The 17,891-nt window shown below is 37.5% G+C and carries 16 protein-coding genes; 8 read left to right on the top strand and 8 right to left on the bottom strand.

What is annotated here, in order from left to right; genetic code table 11:
- Window positions 1-42 precede the first annotated feature (42 nt).
- The gene (locus BLS33_RS04725) at window positions 43-2,439 is read right to left on the bottom strand and encodes a heavy metal translocating P-type ATPase (protein ID WP_089885862.1); all 2,397 of its coding nucleotides are present in this window, start codon (window positions 2,437-2,439) and stop codon (window positions 43-45) included.
- Window positions 2,440-2,559: 120 nt separating this feature from the next.
- Here BLS33_RS04725 and BLS33_RS04720 point away from each other — a divergent pair, with 120 nt between their 5' ends.
- Entirely contained in the window at window positions 2,560-3,261 is a 702-nt protein-coding gene (locus BLS33_RS04720; RefSeq protein WP_245731280.1) for a Crp/Fnr family transcriptional regulator, read from the top strand.
- 212 nt (window positions 3,262-3,473) lie between these two features.
- Window positions 3,474-4,379, top strand: a complete 906-nt coding sequence (locus BLS33_RS04715) for a universal stress protein (RefSeq protein ID WP_089885857.1) — start codon at window positions 3,474-3,476, stop codon at window positions 4,377-4,379.
- Here BLS33_RS04715 and BLS33_RS04710 read toward each other — a convergent pair.
- The 3 genes from BLS33_RS04710 to BLS33_RS04700 form a co-directional block, all read right to left on the bottom strand.
- Window positions 4,365-4,592, bottom strand: coding sequence for a hypothetical protein (locus BLS33_RS04710; RefSeq protein ID WP_089885853.1), 228 nt, complete (start codon window positions 4,590-4,592; stop codon window positions 4,365-4,367). The two genes, BLS33_RS04715 and BLS33_RS04710, sit on opposite strands and share 15 nt — an antisense overlap.
- A gap of 149 nt (window positions 4,593-4,741) precedes the next feature.
- Entirely contained in the window at window positions 4,742-5,431 is a 690-nt protein-coding gene (locus BLS33_RS04705; protein ID WP_089885850.1) for a LytR/AlgR family response regulator transcription factor, read from the bottom strand.
- On the bottom strand, window positions 5,428-6,456 hold the full coding sequence (locus tag BLS33_RS04700; RefSeq protein ID WP_089885846.1) for a sensor histidine kinase: 1,029 nt from the start codon (window positions 6,454-6,456) through the stop codon (window positions 5,428-5,430). The genes BLS33_RS04705 and BLS33_RS04700 overlap by 4 nt, the downstream gene beginning before the upstream one ends.
- 331 nt (window positions 6,457-6,787) lie before the next feature.
- Here BLS33_RS04700 and BLS33_RS04695 point away from each other — a divergent pair, with 331 nt between their 5' ends.
- Window positions 6,788-7,663: a dienelactone hydrolase family protein gene (locus BLS33_RS04695; protein WP_089885843.1), complete on the top strand. Its 876-nt coding sequence runs from the start codon at window positions 6,788-6,790 to the stop codon at window positions 7,661-7,663.
- Window positions 7,664-7,926: 263 nt separating this feature from the next.
- Entirely contained in the window at window positions 7,927-10,320 is a 2,394-nt protein-coding gene (locus BLS33_RS04690) for a TonB-dependent receptor (RefSeq protein WP_245731279.1), read from the top strand.
- A gap of 372 nt (window positions 10,321-10,692) precedes the next feature.
- Here the strand turns inward: BLS33_RS04690 and BLS33_RS04685 are convergent, their stop codons facing one another.
- Genes BLS33_RS04685 through BLS33_RS04670 form a run of 4 tightly spaced genes read right to left on the bottom strand, consistent with a single transcriptional unit; the run spans window position 10,693 to window position 14,562 of the window.
- Window positions 10,693-11,103 (bottom strand): response regulator, encoded by a 411-nt coding sequence (locus BLS33_RS04685; RefSeq protein ID WP_089885840.1) that lies wholly within the window; start codon window positions 11,101-11,103, stop codon window positions 10,693-10,695.
- Window positions 11,100-12,602 (bottom strand): sensor histidine kinase, encoded by a 1,503-nt coding sequence (locus BLS33_RS04680; protein WP_089885837.1) that lies wholly within the window; start codon window positions 12,600-12,602, stop codon window positions 11,100-11,102. The genes BLS33_RS04685 and BLS33_RS04680 overlap by 4 nt, the downstream gene beginning before the upstream one ends.
- 7 nt (window positions 12,603-12,609) lie before the next feature.
- Window positions 12,610-13,776 carry an ABC transporter substrate-binding protein gene (locus tag BLS33_RS04675; protein WP_143017567.1) on the bottom strand — a complete coding sequence of 389 codons (1,167 nt, stop codon included), beginning with the start codon at window positions 13,774-13,776 and terminating at the stop codon, window positions 12,610-12,612.
- Between the two features lie 51 nt (window positions 13,777-13,827).
- A complete protein-coding gene (locus BLS33_RS04670; protein WP_143017566.1) occupies window positions 13,828-14,562 on the bottom strand; it encodes a hypothetical protein in 735 nt (244 codons plus the stop codon).
- 710 nt (window positions 14,563-15,272) lie between these two features.
- Between BLS33_RS04670 and BLS33_RS04665 the strand changes: the two genes are divergently transcribed.
- From BLS33_RS04665 to BLS33_RS24780, 4 genes are all read left to right on the top strand, one after another.
- Window positions 15,273-15,605 (top strand): hypothetical protein, encoded by a 333-nt coding sequence (locus BLS33_RS04665; protein WP_089885826.1) that lies wholly within the window; start codon window positions 15,273-15,275, stop codon window positions 15,603-15,605.
- On the top strand, window positions 15,602-16,309 hold the full coding sequence (locus BLS33_RS04660) for a LytR/AlgR family response regulator transcription factor (RefSeq protein ID WP_089885823.1): 708 nt from the start codon (window positions 15,602-15,604) through the stop codon (window positions 16,307-16,309). Before BLS33_RS04665 ends, BLS33_RS04660 begins: the two co-directional genes overlap by 4 nt.
- 662 nt (window positions 16,310-16,971) lie before the next feature.
- Window positions 16,972-17,139 carry a DUF6747 family protein gene (locus BLS33_RS24785; protein ID WP_176801321.1) on the top strand — a complete coding sequence of 56 codons (168 nt, stop codon included), beginning with the start codon at window positions 16,972-16,974 and terminating at the stop codon, window positions 17,137-17,139.
- A gap of 429 nt (window positions 17,140-17,568) precedes the next feature.
- Window positions 17,569-17,736 (top strand): DUF6747 family protein, encoded by a 168-nt coding sequence (locus BLS33_RS24780; RefSeq protein WP_176801320.1) that lies wholly within the window; start codon window positions 17,569-17,571, stop codon window positions 17,734-17,736.
- Window positions 17,737-17,891: the final 155 nt, after the last annotated feature.

Here is a 17,891-nt window from a genome sequence, read left to right as displayed (position 1 = left end):
GCACCAATCCCTATAAAATGACATTTGTCATGTTTCTTTTTTTTATTTCAACTTTCTTCCTAAAATATTTGTCATCACCGTTGTAAAGATGACAATGCTAATAGAACTCAATGGCATCAAGATTGCGGCAATTACCGGTTGCAACTGTCCTGTTACGGCAAAATAGAGCCCGACTACGTTATATAAAAGCGATAGCATAAAACTCAACTTTACAATTTTGATTGCTTTTTTTGAGGCCAAGATATATTGATACAACCATTTGAATTTTGTGGCATCTAAGATTCCATCACAGGCTGGGGAGAACACATTTACGTTTTCTGAAATGGCTATACCCACATCGCTTTGGGCCAATGCTCCCGCATCGTTCAAACCGTCGCCGACCATCATAACTTTTTTGCCCTGATTTTGTAACTCTTTGATAAATTCAAGCTTGTTTTCGGGTTTTTGATTGAAAAACAAAGGAGTAAGTTTTGGTAACAACTGCTCTAAACGTGGTTTTTCCCCTTCATTATCGCCTGAAAGAATGGCAAGTTGCAGGGTTTCCGACATATTTTTGAAGACTTCAGAAATTCCATCCCGATACTCGTTATGAAACACATATTTGCCCTTATAGGTATTGTTGCTGTTGATATGAACGGATGTATTCAAGGCTGCGGAATCTTGATGATAACCCGTGAAATCGGCGGAGCCTATTTTAATATGTTCGCCGTCGATACTGCCTTCAACACCTTTGCCCAAATGTTCTTCGTACTCGTCTAAAGTAATTATATCTTGCTCCGCCAACATATTGTACAACGTTCGGCTCAGAGGATGGTTCGACGCCCTTAGGGTATTTTTCAAAAGAGACTCCTCGTCTGATGTTAGGGGCATCCCCTCGTAGCTTGCCGTACTTTTTTGAGCTGTTGTAATGGTGCCGGTTTTATCAAAAATGGCGGTATCGACTTGTGCGAGTTGTTCAATGGTCTGCGTATTTTTTAGGTAGAATTTCTTTCTTCCGAAAATACGGAGCATATTTCCCAAAGTAAAGGGAGATGCCAGTGCAATAGCACACGGACAGGCGATAATCAAAACTGCGGTAAAAACATTCAACGCTTTGCTGCTATCATAAAAGAGCCAATATGCGGCTGCTGCAAAAGCGATTGACAAAACTGAAATGGTAAAACGTTTTCCGATACTATCGGTGAGCGATTGAAACTTGGTAGATTTGTCGTCTTGAAAAATAGCATTACTCCATAATTGGGTGAGATATGACTGGGAAACCGATTTTAAGGTCTCGATTTCGATCGCGTCGTTCAATTGCTTGCCACCTGCGAAAATCTTATCCCCAGATTGCTTATGTACGGGCTCAGATTCCCCGGTCACGAAACTATAGTCGATTCGTGCATTACCGCGAATAAGAATTCCATCCACGGGGATGAGTTCTTCATTTCTAATCAATAATCGGTCGCCTTTTTTCAGATTGTGTACTTGAATACTTTCTTCCTTTCCTCCAGATAAAACTCGGGTAACGGCAATGGGAAAATACGATTTGTAATCTCTTTCAAAAGACAGAAAAGAATATGTTTTCTGCTGAAAGAATTTTCCAAGTAGTAGAAAAAACACCAGCCCGGTCAAAGAATCGAAGAATCCCGGTCCCCAGTCGAAGATGATTTCAATGGTACTTCTTAAAAATAATACTGAAATCCCCAGGGCGATCGGTACATCTATATTTAAAAATTTACTGCGTAAACCTTTGACGGCTGAAATAAAATAATCACGCCCCGCATAAAAAACTACGGGTAACGAAAAGATAAACATCAACCAACGGAACACATTCTGATACTGGTTCAGCCAGAATTCTCCTCCGTCTGACTTGCTAGTGGCCAAGTCAAAATATTCGGGAAAAGAAAGAAACATAACATTGCCAAAGGCAAAACCGGCAACTCCCAATTTGTAAATAAGGCTACGGTCCGTTTTCTTTTCTTTATTGTCATAATCGGCTAACGAGATATTGGGTTCATAGCCTATACGAGCCAGAAGAACAACCAATGCCTTTAAAGAAATGGTATCGGATGCATAAGTGATTCGTACTGTTTTCTTAGGAAAATCGACTTGTGAGCTGGTAATCGCGGGGTTAAGTTTGTTCAAGTTCTCTAATACCCAAATACAGGAACTGCAATGAATACTCGGAATATAAAGGTTGACAATTTGCAGATTGCCGTCGTTGAATTCGGTCAACCTTTGAACTATGGTTGAGGTATCAAGAAAATCGTATTTGCTTTCAACGACTTTAGGGGTAGTGCCTGCTGCCGATTGTAAGTCATAATAATAAGACAGGTCATTGCTTGAAAATATTTCATAGACGGTCTTACAACCGTTACAACAGAAATTTTTCGAATCGAAAGAAATGGCAGCATTGCCACAATCATCACCACAATGATAACAGTTGATCCTATCCATAAAACATTTACCTATACCTATTGCAAAGTTCGTATAGTAGTGGCTCTTATAATATGACTTATATCATATTAGAATATTTAGTGAGCCCTTAACTTTGTGCTCCAGGTAAAAGCTGAATATATGGAAAATGGAATTGAATCGCAATGTGAGCAATGTATAGTTAGGCAATTCAATTCGCTACGTGCGATGAGCAAAGAAGAATTAAAAAAGGTCTCTCAGAGTAAAACTTCCAAAACGGTAAAAAAAGGAGAAACGATTTTTGAAGAAGGAGAAACCCTTAAAGGTGTTTTTTGCGTGCGTAACGGCGTTTCAAAACTTTCAAAACTGAGTGCGAACGGAAAGGACCAAACGGTAAAATTAGCAGCAAAAGGCATGGTTATCGGGCAGCGTTCGGTAATCGCTGAAGAGTTGTCAAATTTGAGTGCCACGGCCTTGAATGATATGGAGGTGTGCTTTATACCTAAAGAAATTATTGTTAGCACCTTAAATACAAATCCGAACTTTACGATGGAGGTGCTGCGACACATGGCACACGACCTTAAGGAAGCTGATGATGTTATTGTGAATATGTCACAAAAAACTGTAAAACAGCGGGTTGCGGCCGCATTTTTGTATTTGAAAAATAATTTTGGGGAAGATGAAAATGGATTTTTGCTTTTAACACTCTCCCGTGATGATATTGCCAATGTTGTCGGCACGGCTACGGAATCGTGTATTCGAATAATTTCGGAGTTCAAAAAGAAGGGATTGTTGAAAAATTATGGCAAGAAAATGGGTATTGTCAATGAAAAGGGACTTCGAGATTTAGCGGAAGGATACTAGAAGAAATAATTTAAATCATGATGGTTCGCACACTCTTGGAAATCTTGCTTTTATGGTCTTCTTTTCAAAAACTGAACGGTATAAATATCAACAATCAAAAACCGTTTTAACCTTTTGGTAAGGTTCAATAGCCGCTTTGAAAAGCTGATATATGTCATAGTTTCAGAGAATGGCATTTGATAGTTTTACATTTTAAGTCTGAATTACCGTTTATGAAAAATATCTTGATTCCCACCGATTTTTCTGAAAATGCATGGAATGCTATTAACTACGCACTCGCCTTGTTTAAAGATGAGAAATGTGTTTTTCATTTACTCAACACGTATACCCCAAGTATTGCAAATAGTCGATTTATGGCATCATCTATTCAGAATGGTGTGGTAGATGCAACGCACAACAATTCAATCAATGGGTTGCAAGCGATAGTGAAACGCATCAAAGAAGCGCATGACAATCCGAACCATAGCTTCAAGAATATTTCTTCTTTTAGTCTTTTGGTGGACCAAGTAAAAGAGATAGTGGCCGCAGAAAACATCGATTTGGTTATAACCGGTACCAAAGGTGCTTCGAGCTTTGACGAGGTTTTTATGGGTAGTAATACCGTACGAATAATTAAGTCAATTAAAAATTGCCCCGTTTTGGCAATACCGCAGCATTATGAGTTTGAAAGACCTTCGGAAATTGCATTTGCCACCGATTTTAATCGCTTCTATACCGCGTCAGAACTTGAACCTTTGATTGAAATGGCGAAAACTTTTAACGCCGTTATACGTATTGTTCATGTACAATACGAAATAAAGGCCCTGACAGAGCTTCAACTTTTTAATTTGAATATGTTGCGGAAGTATTTGAAAGATATAGAGCATTATGTGCATACGGTTTCGGAATTGAGCTCGGTATCAAAAACGTTAGAGGTATTTTCTAAAGAACTGGACATACATCTCTTGGCAATGCTGAACTATCAACATAGTTATGTCGAGCTTATGACCCGTGAACTGGTCATAAAGCGGGTGGCCTTTCATACGCAGATTCCATTTTTGGTCATTCCCGAATTGGGCATGGAAGCTCCATCAAGAAAAAAGAATAGAAAAGAAGATCAGTTTTTAATTGATTCTTGATTGTATCGGGTAATCATTGTAAAAGTGCTCAAAGGTTTTGCTGGTCTTGTAATTATCTGTCAAAACTTTATAGACCATATAAACAATCATTAGTTGCCCCAATATGGTAACATAGAACACCCAGTTAAAAGGAAGATTCATTAGAGCCATTATTGTTACGGTTACCAATACTAAAGTGGTGGCCATCACCCAAAACATAGCAGTATTTTTCATTTTTATTTTAAAGTTATTAAAACTTTTTTGGTTTTACAATTGATGCCCGGCAAGGTGCGGAACAGGTATTATTTGGGTAAGGGATGGTGCGATACAATCAGGTTTTTGAGATACAAATTCATAATTTGGAGAATAAACCATAGAAAAGGTTATTTCAAATATCGAGAAGCAAAGGCCTCTTTGTAAGCCCTTCCGATAGGTACGTGCATTTCTTGATCGAAATAAATACGGTTGCCCGATACTTTAACGATGCTATGTGTATTTACGATGAACGATTTATGAATCTGTACAAATTGGCTCTCGTTCAAAGTTTGTAGCCAATGACGTAATGAATGTGAGGTCAGGTGCTTTTTGTCTTTCGTATAAATTTCAGTGTAATCCGCTTCCGATTGTATAAACCGAATATCGTGCACGTTGATTTTTAAGTGCTCGTACCCAGATTTGACGAAAAGTATCTCAGGGTTTGCCTCTGATGTCAAGGTTTGATTTTGGTCGATAGGCACCTTGCCTACGGCTTTTACAAAACGCTCGAATGAGAAGGGCTTCAGTAGATAGTCGACCACTTGGTATTCATAACTTTCCAGTGCATAATCGGAAAAAGCAGTGGTTAAGATTACATGACGTTTAACCGGTAATGCCTTCAAAAATTCAATACCTGATATTTTAGGTAGGTGGATGTCGAGGAAAATCAGGTCAACAGTTTCCGTCTTCAAAAAATCCATGGCCTTCAGAGCATCTGCAAAAACACCTTTTAGCTCCATATTGCCTATATCTCCAATGAATTTTTGTAATACACGCTGTGCAGGGGGTTGGTCTTCGATAATGATGCATTGTATCATTCCATTCCTGATTTTAATTGTATTTCAAGTTGCACCATAAACAACGTATCAGTTTCTTGAATTACAAGTTCGTGGGCTTCGGGGTAAATAATTTCCAATCGTTTTTTTACATTAAGTAGTCCAATACCATGCGACAAATCATCGGTATTGGTTGCAGGTCGAAAAGAATTGCGACAGCTAAAATGAAGCTTTCCTTCCTCATTAACGTGAATGGCGATAGCAATCTCAATGTCTTCTGATTGACTTGCGGTACTATGTTTAAATGCATTTTCGATGAATACCATCAAAATAAGGGGGGCAATTTGATGTTCGCTTCCAATATTCTCTGTTTTAAAAGTTACTTGACCTCGATCTTCAATCTGTAATTCGCTTAATTGGGTAAAGTTTTTTAAATGTTCCACTTCTTTGGTTAACGGTACAAAATCTTCCTTACAATCGTACAGCATATAGCGTAAGACCGAAGAAAGTTCTAAAATAATGGAGGGTGTCTTTGGCGAATTGTCGATGGCATAGGAATAGAGGTTGTTCAAGTTGTTGAACAAGAAATGCGGATTGATCTGTGATTTTAAAAACTGCAGCTCACTATCTTTTACCGAGGCCCTCAACTCGTCTACCTCATGCTGTTTTTTTGAAGCGTCCCAAGCAAATTTGAATCCACAAAGAATCGTAATGATTGGCATGACATCCAAAACACTATAAAAGACCCCATGAAAATATTTGCCTCTAGTGTCAGGGAAATAAATTTTTTCGAGTATAAATTCCTCAATACAAATAATACCTGCGATAACAATGGCCAAGCCTATAAAAAAGGAAGCATATTTTTTTCGGTAGTAGAAGCGGGGCAAAAGAAAATAGTTGATGATAAAGGCGCCTAGTGCATAATTAGCGAAGAAAATCACCTGATGGAATTCAATCGCTGGACTATGCTTGTCAAATGAAAAAAAAAGAAACAAGACCACATGAAGAAGTACCTGAAAGAATACCTCTTTTGAAACACTGCTTAGGTCTTTGAAATATTGAAACATAATCCAAAATTACACTTTTGATTCGAGTAGAATCCCCAAAACCCCTAATCGACACATTTCTAAGGGCAAACGACATTTTTAATATATTTATAGTGAGTGATTTATAGGAATACGAACGCTATCTTCCGTATAGTTGTAGGTAGTTTGCAGTATGCGGAAAAAAAGATGTAAACCCTTGTCGTTGAGGTAGTCATAATGGTCGTTTAGGGATTAATTTCTATCACTTATGAATTTTTCATTAATATAGATATAACTTTAGTGGTGGTGAACATTTGATTTTAAACGAGTCTCCGTCTTAATAAATTACGAACCCTATACGCTACGATACATTATGAAAAAGGAAGATATCAAACAGGAAGTATTTGATCTTTACGATGATTATGCCCATAGTCGGATCAATCGAAGGCAGTTTCTCGATAAGTTGTCAGTCTATGCTATTGGAGGACTGACCGTGGCGTCATTGCTTAGCTTTATTTCGCCGGATTATCAAGGACATATTCAAATTGAAAGGGAAGATCCACGACTGAAATCAGAATTCATTACGTATAATTCATCGAAAGGCGGTGGAGAAATCAAGGGGTTACTTTCGCGACCAATAGATGCCAAAGGCAAATTGCCCGGTATTGTTGTGGTACATGAAAACCGCGGACTAAACCCCTATATCGAAGATGTTGGGCGAAGAGCTGGTTTAGCCGAATTTATTTCCTTGGCTCCAGATGCGCTTTCTCCGTTGGGAGGTTATCCGGGAAACGATGATGATGGTAGATCCTTGCAAAAGGAGCGGGATCGTGATGAAATGTTGGAAGATTTTATTACCGCTTTTGAATACCTCAAGAAACATCCGGAATGTAGTGGTAAAGTGGGCGTTGTCGGGTTCTGTTTTGGAGGTTGGATTTCTAATATGATGGCGGTCAAAGTTTCTGATTTATCTGCAGCCGTTCCATTTTATGGAGGGCAACCAACCGAGCATATTGAGAAAATAAACGCGCCATTGATGCTTCATTTTGCGGGATTGGATAAAAGGGTCAATGAAGGCTGGCCAGATTATGAGGCCGCTTTAAAGGCGAATAATAAAGAATACGAGGCTTTTATTTACCCCGACGTAAATCATGGTTTTCATAATGATACTACGCCTCGTTATGATAAAGAAGCAGCAGAATTGGCGTGGCAACGTACCATTGATTTTTTCAAGAAAAATCTAAGCTGATCTTAAATTTGGTACAATACATTTAACAATACCATATTCTTCGAATAACTACCGACCATTAATTCTTGAAAAACCATTTTATTTGTCTAGAATTCTATGATTTTAAACAAATAGGGTTACCTGAATTTCTATGGAACGGACAGGTAGTGTGCAACATTTTTTGAATACTTGCCGTTCACAACATTATTTTTGTCGTTGACAGAAAATTGAAGCCCTCTTTTATTTGAAAGGTAAATATTTGATATGAAAATTATTTAAAACCTATGATTTCTAAAATTACATTTTACGCGCTTATTGTTGCCTGTGTTTTATTTAATACAGAAATGATTTTGGCCCAGGATGCAAATGCGTCTAGTATCACTATTAAGGGAACTGTGATAGAGGAAATTAGCGGGCAGCCCGTGGCTTTTGCTACGGTTATGGTGGCTGATAACGATACCAAAAAGCCCATTTCGGGTACGACCACTTTGGATGATGGTAGTTTTAGCCTTGAAACCGATGCTACAAATTTTTACATTGAAATTAGTTTTATTGGATTTCAGAAAAGAACCTTTGGACAACCCGTTGCCAAAACCAGTACTATTGACTTGGGAAAGGTTGCCCTTGCCGAAGATGCCGAGCAATTACAAGAGGTGGTAGTTCAGGGCGAGGAGTCAAGAACAGAATTTAAACTAGATAAACGGGTGTTCAATGTCGGGAAGGATCTCAGCAGTACCGGGGCAAGTGCCTTGGAAGTATTGAATAACGTGCCTTCCGTCAATGTGAATATCGAAGGACAAATAAGCCTTCGCGGTAGCCAAGGGGTTCAAGTACTGATTAATGGAAAACCTTCTGTAATCGCTAGTGATGGGGGCAATGCCTTAGGAACGATTACGGCCGATATGATCGATAGAGTTGAAGTCATTACAAATCCTTCGGCAAAATATGATGCAGAGGGAACCTCAGGTATCATCAATATCGTTATTAAAAAGGAAGAACGCAAAGGGTTGAATGGTTCCATATCGGTGAATACTGGAGCCCCGGAAAACCATAGTGTCGGTATTAGCCTTAATCGACGTACTGAAAAATTTAATCTTTTCAGTCAAATCGGGGTTGGAATTCGAGAATATCCAGATGACATAGAGAACCGAAACGTTGACCTCATTAATAATACCACAATACTTACCAATGGTACGGAATACCGAAATGAAAACTATTACAATTTTGTTCTTGGAACCGATTATTATATCAATCCGACCAATGTGTTAACACTTTCAGGAAATTTTGCCCTAGAGCTGGAAGACCAGCCCTCGACGACAAATTTTACTGCACTTGATGGAACGAACACAACGACTTCGCAGTGGGACCGTAATGAGGTTACCGAAGCGACCAACCCCAAATTACAATACGAACTGCAATACAAAAAAGATTTTCAAGGTAATGAGGATCATACGCTTCTGTTCAGTGCCTTGGGCAACTTTTTTGGAAAAGACCAATCTTCAGATTTTGTAGATTCGACCATTTCAGGGGAAGATAAGAATTCAGCTCAAAAGACCCGGACCGATTTCAAGGAGTCTGTATTTACGTTTAAACTGGATTATACGCGACCCTTTTCTAAAAAATGGTCCATGGAAACCGGGGCACAATATGTGCTCAATGATGTTAGTAACGATTATGAGGTGAATAACTTGGTCAGTGGTAATTTTGTCAACGATCCGGGGCTTACCAATATTTTTGAATATAACCAGAAAGTACTCGGGCTGTACACCACCGCGGCTTATGAAGGCGAAAAATGGGGTATAAAGGCAGGTGCCCGCTTAGAAGATACAGACTTGAACACCCTGCTGACCAATACGAACGAGAACAATAATCAAAATTATTTCAATTTATTCCCTAGTGTGCATTCTTCGTATAAGGTCAGCGAGACATTGTCATTGCAAGCGGGGTATTCAAAACGTATTTATAGACCGCGATTGTGGGACCTTAACCCATTTTTCAATATCAGGAATAATTTTAGCATTCGTCAAGGTAACCCTAATCTATTACCAGAATTCACTGATTCTTATGAAATAACGAGCATCTTTTTCGTAGGCAAGACCTCGATGAATTTAGGTGTGTACCAGCGATATACAACAGATGTGATCGAACGGGTGTCTTCTTTTGAAAATAATGTAAATACGGTTAAGCCCTTAAACATTGGAACGAATCGATCGACGGGACTTGAATTTAATTCGAAATACAGCCCCACCAATTGGCTCACCCTCAACGGAGACCTTAATTATAGCCAGTTTACGCGTAATGGTTCTTTCGATGAGACGACTTTTGATTTTAGTGCCGACCAGTGGTCCAGCAAATTGATGGCAAAGTTCAAACTACCTGCAGATATTGATTTCGAAACTACCGGTAATTTTCAATCAAGTTACCAAACAGTTCAAAGCGAGGTTAGTGAAAACCTTTTTCTTGATATGGGTTTGCGAAAGAAACTTTTTAAAGGGAAAGCTGTTTTGAATTTGAGTGTTAGGGATGCGCTGGCCTCAAGAGTAAGCGAAAGCCAGATTACCCAGGCAAACTATGAAATATACAATCGTCGTCAACGTGGCAGATTTTTAGCCTTGGGCTTCAGTTATGGCTTTGGAAAAGGCGAAGCTATGGAGTTTTCGGGGCAACGTAGGAGATGAAAATTGATATAATTACTGATTTCCGCAGCAAGAGATTGCAAACTGGTCTTAAATGATTAAGAACTATTACTCGGTTGTAATTTAAATTTGGGGGTGATAACCTCAAACTTGGGACATACGGCAGAGACTACGGTTAATCTAGGCATTACACACTAATATGGGGATATTCAAATATTCTAAATTTTAGAAATGAAAAACCGCAGAAAACATCTAATTTCATTAGTGCTTTATGCGGTTTATTTAGCTGTTATTCTATTCTTCATACAGTGTGATTTCTAGTTGAAGAATTAATTAACGTCAGGTTTTGGCCACAACGTCTGTGATTTTGATAAACGCAACCCTTTAGGTCACAAGAAACTTCTTTTTCAGTTTTTATGAAAAGTGGTTCTTATGAATACGAATCATTTTTTCTTCGGTTAAAGGTTTGGTCTGGAAACCGTCTACAACATCAATTTTTGAGGCATTTCCATGGTCATCTGGGTTGAGCGAGGTTGATAACATAATAAGCACTCCTTTTGCTTTCTTAGAAGAATCCAAATTTTTGTAATGTTCTAAGAACTCCCATCCATTCATTGCAGGCATATTAATATCCAAGAAAATCAAATCTATGGGCGAATTGGGGTCATTCTCTTTTCCGTTAAGAAAATCGAGGGCTTCTTGCCCACTTTGAGCGATAACTACTTTCTCGGCGCAATCGACTTCTTCAATTACCTTTCTGTGGATATAGTTTGTCGCTTCATCATCGTCAATTAATAAAATACAGTTGAATTTTTTTGTCATCATTGTTTGTTTGAAATTGTAAAATAAAATGTACTTCCCACTGTTGGTATAGATTCTACCCAAATTTTACCACCGTGCATTTCAACAACTTTGCGGCAATGGGCGAGGCCTATACCAGTACCTTTATACTCACTTTGGTTATGTAAACGTTGAAAAATGGCAAAAATTCTTTCGTGGAATTGATTTTCTATTCCAATGCCATTATCTTTCACTGAAAACTTCCAAAAGCCTGGTATTATTTCTGCCGAAATTGAGATATGAGGTGATCTGTTTTTTGCTCGAAATTTGATGGCATTGCTTATCAAATTTTGAAAAAGAAGTCTAAGTTCGGTAGTATATCCTTTGATGGTGGGCAGATTGCCTATAGTCAATATAGTTTCGGTATCGCCAATCGTGAGTGCCAAGTCATCTTCAACTCCCATTATTAAGGTATTACAATCTACTTCTGATAATTCTTTTGTAGACCCGATCCGACTATAGTCTAGCAGGCCTTTTACAAGCCTGCTCATTCTTTTAGTAGCCTCATTAATGAATCTTACATAGGTGCTCGAATTCTCATCTTTTTCTATTGGATATTCTTTTTCGAGAAGTGACGTAAAACTACTTAGAGTTCGCAGCGGTTCTTGTAAATCGTGTGATGCAATGTATACGAATTGTTCAAGTTCTTTATTCTTTCGTTTAATTTCTTCAAAATTTTTCTGAAGAGATTCAGCCATGTTGTTAAATGAATGACCAAGCAAGGACAATTCATCCTTCCCCTTAGTTTTGACCATCACATCGAAGTTTCCATTACTCAATTGTAGAGCAGATGTTTGCAAGGCATTAATTGGTCTGACGATTGAATTTATGATGCCTGAGGCAATGCCCAAACCAAGAAGAATACCTATTATTCCAATTAAAAAAATGATACCGGAAAGATTGTGCAGCTCTTTAGATAGGGCTGTTTGATGCGCATCATATCGGGTATTGTATTCTTTTTGTAAAAGTGAAAGATTGTTATCGATTTGTTGTGTTAAATCCGACAGATCTAGATTTGCTTTTTGGGTAACCTGACCTATTCTCTGTGTATTATCATAATCTACTCTGGTCAATAAAAGGTTATTTATCTCTTTGACAATAGTGATAGAACGGTTCGAAAGTTTAATGATATTCTCTGAAATCTTTATTTTTTTGTCATTTGGGGGGAGGCTTTGAGTCAATAAAAAGACTTTGGTTTTAAAATGGGGCAAAACCACCTCGGTAATCGCTTTCATACGATTGGTATATTGCTCATCGGATTGGCGACCGAAGACTTTGTTTAACGAAAGTAAGAACAATTCTTTATTGACCTCACGATACTCGTCTAGCATGGTTATTGTCGGTACGATTTCCGTCCTTAACTCTTCGTAAGTTGCCGTAGACTCTCTTGAGGCTATTTGTGTCAGTACAATATTGATCAACAAAACGAATATCAGCGTTCCGAACCCTAAAAGCAATCTATTTCTAATCGATCCTATAACCATATTTTATTTATCTTCTAACTTTAGAAAGCTTTCCTTCGGATGCGTATTGGTACAATGAGAAGTAAATACCCCTTGAAGCACCATCTTCAGCTATTGAAATATTACCGCAAACACCCTGATAATAGCTGATATCGAATAATCGGTTTCGAAGCCAATCATCAAAAGCTTCATTTCTATTTTTTGTTTCGGTGATGTTTGCTATCTCCTGTAAAACCATATTCATGGCGTCGTAAGCCTGCATTGCCGGCCATACTGAAACGGGAGAGGAGCCAAATTTATTTTTGTAACTGTCCATAAATTCGTCGGCAAGCACGTAATTACCATCGGCAGGGGTGAAAAAGCTACACTCGGTTCCGATAATTGTACCCTCGGAATTGGAAAAAAACTCGGGGTCTAATAATACTGTAGAACCAAAGAAAGGGGCTTCAATACCTAAGTCACGAGCCTGTTTCATAGCAAAGCCGAATTCTTTATAACCGAAAAATACATAAGCGTCGACCCCAGCGTCCTTAGCCGTTTGTAGTTCATCTTTAAAATCGGTTTCGTCTTTGCCGACTAAAGTTACCTTATTTTCTACACCTACATTATCTAATAAGCTTTTGCAAGAGGTTGCTGCGCGGCTCATATAGTCATTAGGATAGGTCAGTACCAGAACTTTTTTAAGCCCAAGTTCTATTATTCGTATAGCAATTAGCCCGTTGGCTTCCTCCGTAGCTTTAGCGATTTTGAATGTATTTTGATTCAAACTTGAAAGGAGGGCGTCGCTATTGAGAGGGTTTATCAAAATAACTTGATCTTTTAGAATTGCATCTTGTAAGGCAATAGTGCCATCTGTGTTGCTGATGTATACAATGTCAATGTCATGTTCTTTTCGCAATTTATGGTATGCTGGCAGCGCATTGTCTTTTTCCCATTGGTCATCTTCTATAAAAAGGTTTACTTTGAGGGCATCGTCGCTTCGCGAGGCATTGTATTGGTCAACGGCCAGTTGCAATGCATTTGATGGGCCAATACCCAAATCGGTGGCACGCTTAGATAACGGACCGATATAACCAATGTTTATTTCCTCGGATTTAGATTCTTTGCAACCTATGAGAGAAACTAACAAGGTCAATATAACAAACATCTTTAGACCGATATGCTCCATTCCGATACTTCTGATTATGATATTCAATGTACTTTATTTATAGGTTTTATAATTATAGCTCGGGGGACAAAACTTCTTTTAGAAAATTATTTTATATTCCAATCCATACCCAAATCCGTAATTATCTTTGGCATAGAAGTCATTGATTCTATACTCTAAAATTGCATATAATTCGTCAATTATCCTTAGACCAAGCTGATGTTCGGTGACCCATTTAAAGGAAAGTCCACCATTACCGTCATATACAAAATTTTGATCTACAAAGCCCCCGATATAAATGCGTCTGTCCAATTTTTTAGGGGCAATGTTTATTCTGTATACATGTTCTATAATGCTCATATATTTTATAGCTGTATTTCTTCTGAACTGAATAAACATAGGGTTGATAGAATATGATGCATTCAGCTTCTTGAAAAACGAAGATAGCTTTTTAGATGCATTGGCCCTCCAACGAATCCCTAGGCGAAAATCATCGTTATCTTCACCTCCGCGCATAACATATTGTAAGGTAAGGTCGACGGGTTTATTTTTATGAAGCGCCCAACGCAAGTTGTGTTCGGCATAAAACGAGTTTAAATCAAAGGAGCTATTTGTACTCTGATAGTTAGTTAACGAAAAATATTGGAATCGTTTGGGTAGGTTGGCCAAGATATTATAGGTCAATACACTGAAATCTCGAGTGTCATAATAAAAGTTGAAATCAACAAAGCCAGAAATACGGGATGATGCTTTTTTATCTGATTGAGAAGTTACCGTTGAGGGGGACAGACAAAAAAGAAAAAGAAAAAGAATACCATTTGAAAAACTTCTCATATTTATAGTTTCACGAAGTTTTTTATACAACCTTGTCCGATTCGGTTAATACAAGGAGAAGAATTTCTTCCATTATCATTGTATTATTAAACCTTTTTGACCAAAAGGCGTCTTTTGATTTTTTCATCTCTATCTGTTATGAATAAGTTGGTAGTTTGATACTTGGCGGATAATTAATTTGTCTAGGTTTTTAATCATGTACTACTTATAGTACAGCGGTGACTTAGTAATAAAGAAAATTCTTCAATTTTATTGTGTATGATTAAAGAAAAATCACCAAAATCCGATATTGTGAATGTTTTTAATTGTTATTTGTAAGATATTGATAATTAGAATATTATGTCATATTTTAGTGTCATTGCATTTATTTGTAAGGAATATATTGCCCATTTTTTTGCGGTTTTTTTGATTAAAAAAACAACTTGGAAAATGATTCATTTTACTATACTTTTTTACGGAGTAAAAACCATTCATCGACACTATAATGTCATTGGTCTAAAGTTGTTTGTATTCTAACGTAAGTATAGAAAGCAGATTATTAAATAATTAGTTAGTAAGTTTTACCGTTTTTTGGATATTCTAGGTTATATGTAGTTATTTTTATCTTATATTATGTATCGTAAGAATATGATCGGAATAGATTCAGAAAATATAACATTTAGTTCTGGGCTGTTCTCTACAATTTGTATAATAAACAATAATATGTACATATGAACGAAACCCCGAATCTAGATTATATTACAAATATTTCTAAGGGAGATATATTATTTGTAAAGAAGATTTTGGGAATCGTAGCGCGTGAACTTCCCACTGAAATAGCATCTTATAAACTGCATCTTAAGGAGAAAGAATATCAAAAATCTGCTGATGGTGTTCATAAGCTGAAGCACAAGATACGTATTTTCGGCCTTGAAAAAAGTTATCTTTTAGCAGCGGATCATGAGCAGAATTTAAGGGAAGAGAATCTAAGTTTAGAGGCAGATTTTGAACAAATTTTAGAGACCATTTTGCTTTTTACCAACCAAAAAAATCAAGAAATATGAATTGTATTGTCATTGATGATGATGAGACGTTCAGGGCTATTATTGAACAGTTGGCGGATAATAACTCGAACGTGAACTTACAAGGTAGTTTCCCTAGTGCGATCGAAGCTATCAAGTATCTGAATTTCAATTCGGTCGACTTAATTTTTCTAGACATTCATATGCCCGATTTCAATGGTTTTGATTTTGTTAGAACTTTAAAAAATCCTCCGAATATTATATTAACAACTGGGGATAAGAACTTTGCGCTCGAAGCCTTCGAATATGAATGCATTATTGATTATTTTGTTAAACCCGTTACCCAAGAACGTTTTGACAAGGGTTTGAAGAAAGCTATGTCTTTGCACAAAGAATCGGTAGTAACCTATAAGAACCCGGTTCCCGATGAGTCTGTAAATGATCTCTATATTAATATTGACCGTAGGCTTATCAAAGTTAATATACCGTCTATAACGATTGTTGAGGCTAGGGGCGATTATATTCTATTGAAAACCGATACTAAGAACTATACGGTTCATTCCACCCTAAAAAAGATAGAAGATAAACTTCCTAAAGAGGTCTTTTTAAAAGTTCATCGTTCTTTTGTCATAAATACAAAGAAGATTATTGACATTCAAGACAACAGCGTTCTAATCGGTAAAGATATTGTGCCGGTGAGCCGATCTAATAGATCTGAACTAATGCGCAGTTTGAACCGGCTTTAGTAAGGTTTGGACCGTACCACGCTCTTTATTATTTCTTTTGGTCCAAATTTTATATGTAATATAAGGTCGTGATTCATGGTTGGTGAATCTTTACACTGGAATGTCAATATCTATCTACCAATAATTAATTTGTTGATGGTGGCCGAGTAGACTTTTCCGAGCCTTTCACGATATACCGATTTCCTAGAGGAAGCCCCATAAGGTAATAATCGGAGTATCGTTCGGGTGTAGGGCAATACATTTATTCCGCTTTAAAGTAGGAAAAATCCTATTCGACTGCACTAATCGTCCATCCATCGAAAAACTCCCGAACTGTCTTGGTATCCGCCGTAATTTTACAGCATTGTTAGACCCCAAATCTTATAAACATGAAAAATATTGATATAATAATTCCCTCGATTTCCTTTTTGGCAGCCGTTATTTGTAGCGTTAGCTACCTGCTGTTAGTTTTCAACGCGATTAATTCGACTACCGGCCAATTCTCATAATCAAACATATGTTGAGTACAATACCCATATTCGGGTTTTGGCCGGCAGTAGTTTCGTGCAATGGCACGGCAACAAGAGTTTGAAACAGAATTATAGGACATCACATTGCTTTCTACGAAAAAATATTTTGCACTATAAAATTTTACCGATACCAACTTTTAAAAAATAAATACTATGGATACTTTACATAACATAAGAGAGATTTACAACGATGGTTTTAGAAACTTGGGCAGTATGATTGTTAAAAACTATTTCAAGGCATTCGCCTGGTTCGGTTTCGCAATGTACGCCGTGGTGCTTTATGCGTTCGTCTTTAGGGTATCTACCGGTTTTGCCTTCTAAGGTATCATACATTTTATTTCATTTCAATGAAACTCCCCGAGGCACAACCTCGGGGTTTTTTGATTCTAATCCCGATACAAATTACTTATCTATAAAGGAAAACAACTGCCGAAGAGGTTTAGGTTGATTACTTGGTACGGGGATTCCATTCCCCGATCTATCAATGATCAATTGTTGATGGAGAAAGGACTCGACCAACTCTAGTCTTTTGCGATATACGGATCTCTTTGTGGAATTCTTTTTAAGTAAAAAATGAGCGTAGCGTAAGATGGTATAGCCGTAGGGTGATTCGTTTATATCATTTTAAAGTAGGAAAATTCCTATTCATCCATAGTAAGCTGCGGTCTATCGAAAAACTCCCGAACTATCTTGATATCAGCCGTAAATTTACAGTATTAATAGACCCCTAATCTTTAAAAAATAAATACTATGGATACCTTACAAAATATAAGAACGATTTACAATGATGGTTTTAGAAACTTGGGCAGTATGATTGTTAAAAACTATTTCAAGGCATTCGCCTGGTTCGGTTTCGCAATGTACGCCGTGGTTCTTTACGCGTTCGTCTTTAGGGTATCCACCGGTTTTGCCTTTTAAGGTACTATAATTTTATTTCAATAAATCTCCCCGAGGCACAACCTCGGGGTTTTTTGATTCTACACCTTAGGGGTTACTAACCTATAAAAGAAGATAACTGCCGAAAGTGTTTAGTTTGATTACTTGGTACGGGGATTCCATTCCCCGATCCATCA

The organism is Kriegella aquimaris (assembly GCF_900103215.1).
Taxonomy (GTDB): Bacteria; Bacteroidota; Bacteroidia; order Flavobacteriales; family Flavobacteriaceae; genus Kriegella; species Kriegella aquimaris.
The sequence above is the reverse complement of the archived record's forward strand: the minus strand, read 5'-3'. Positions and strand labels throughout refer to the sequence as shown.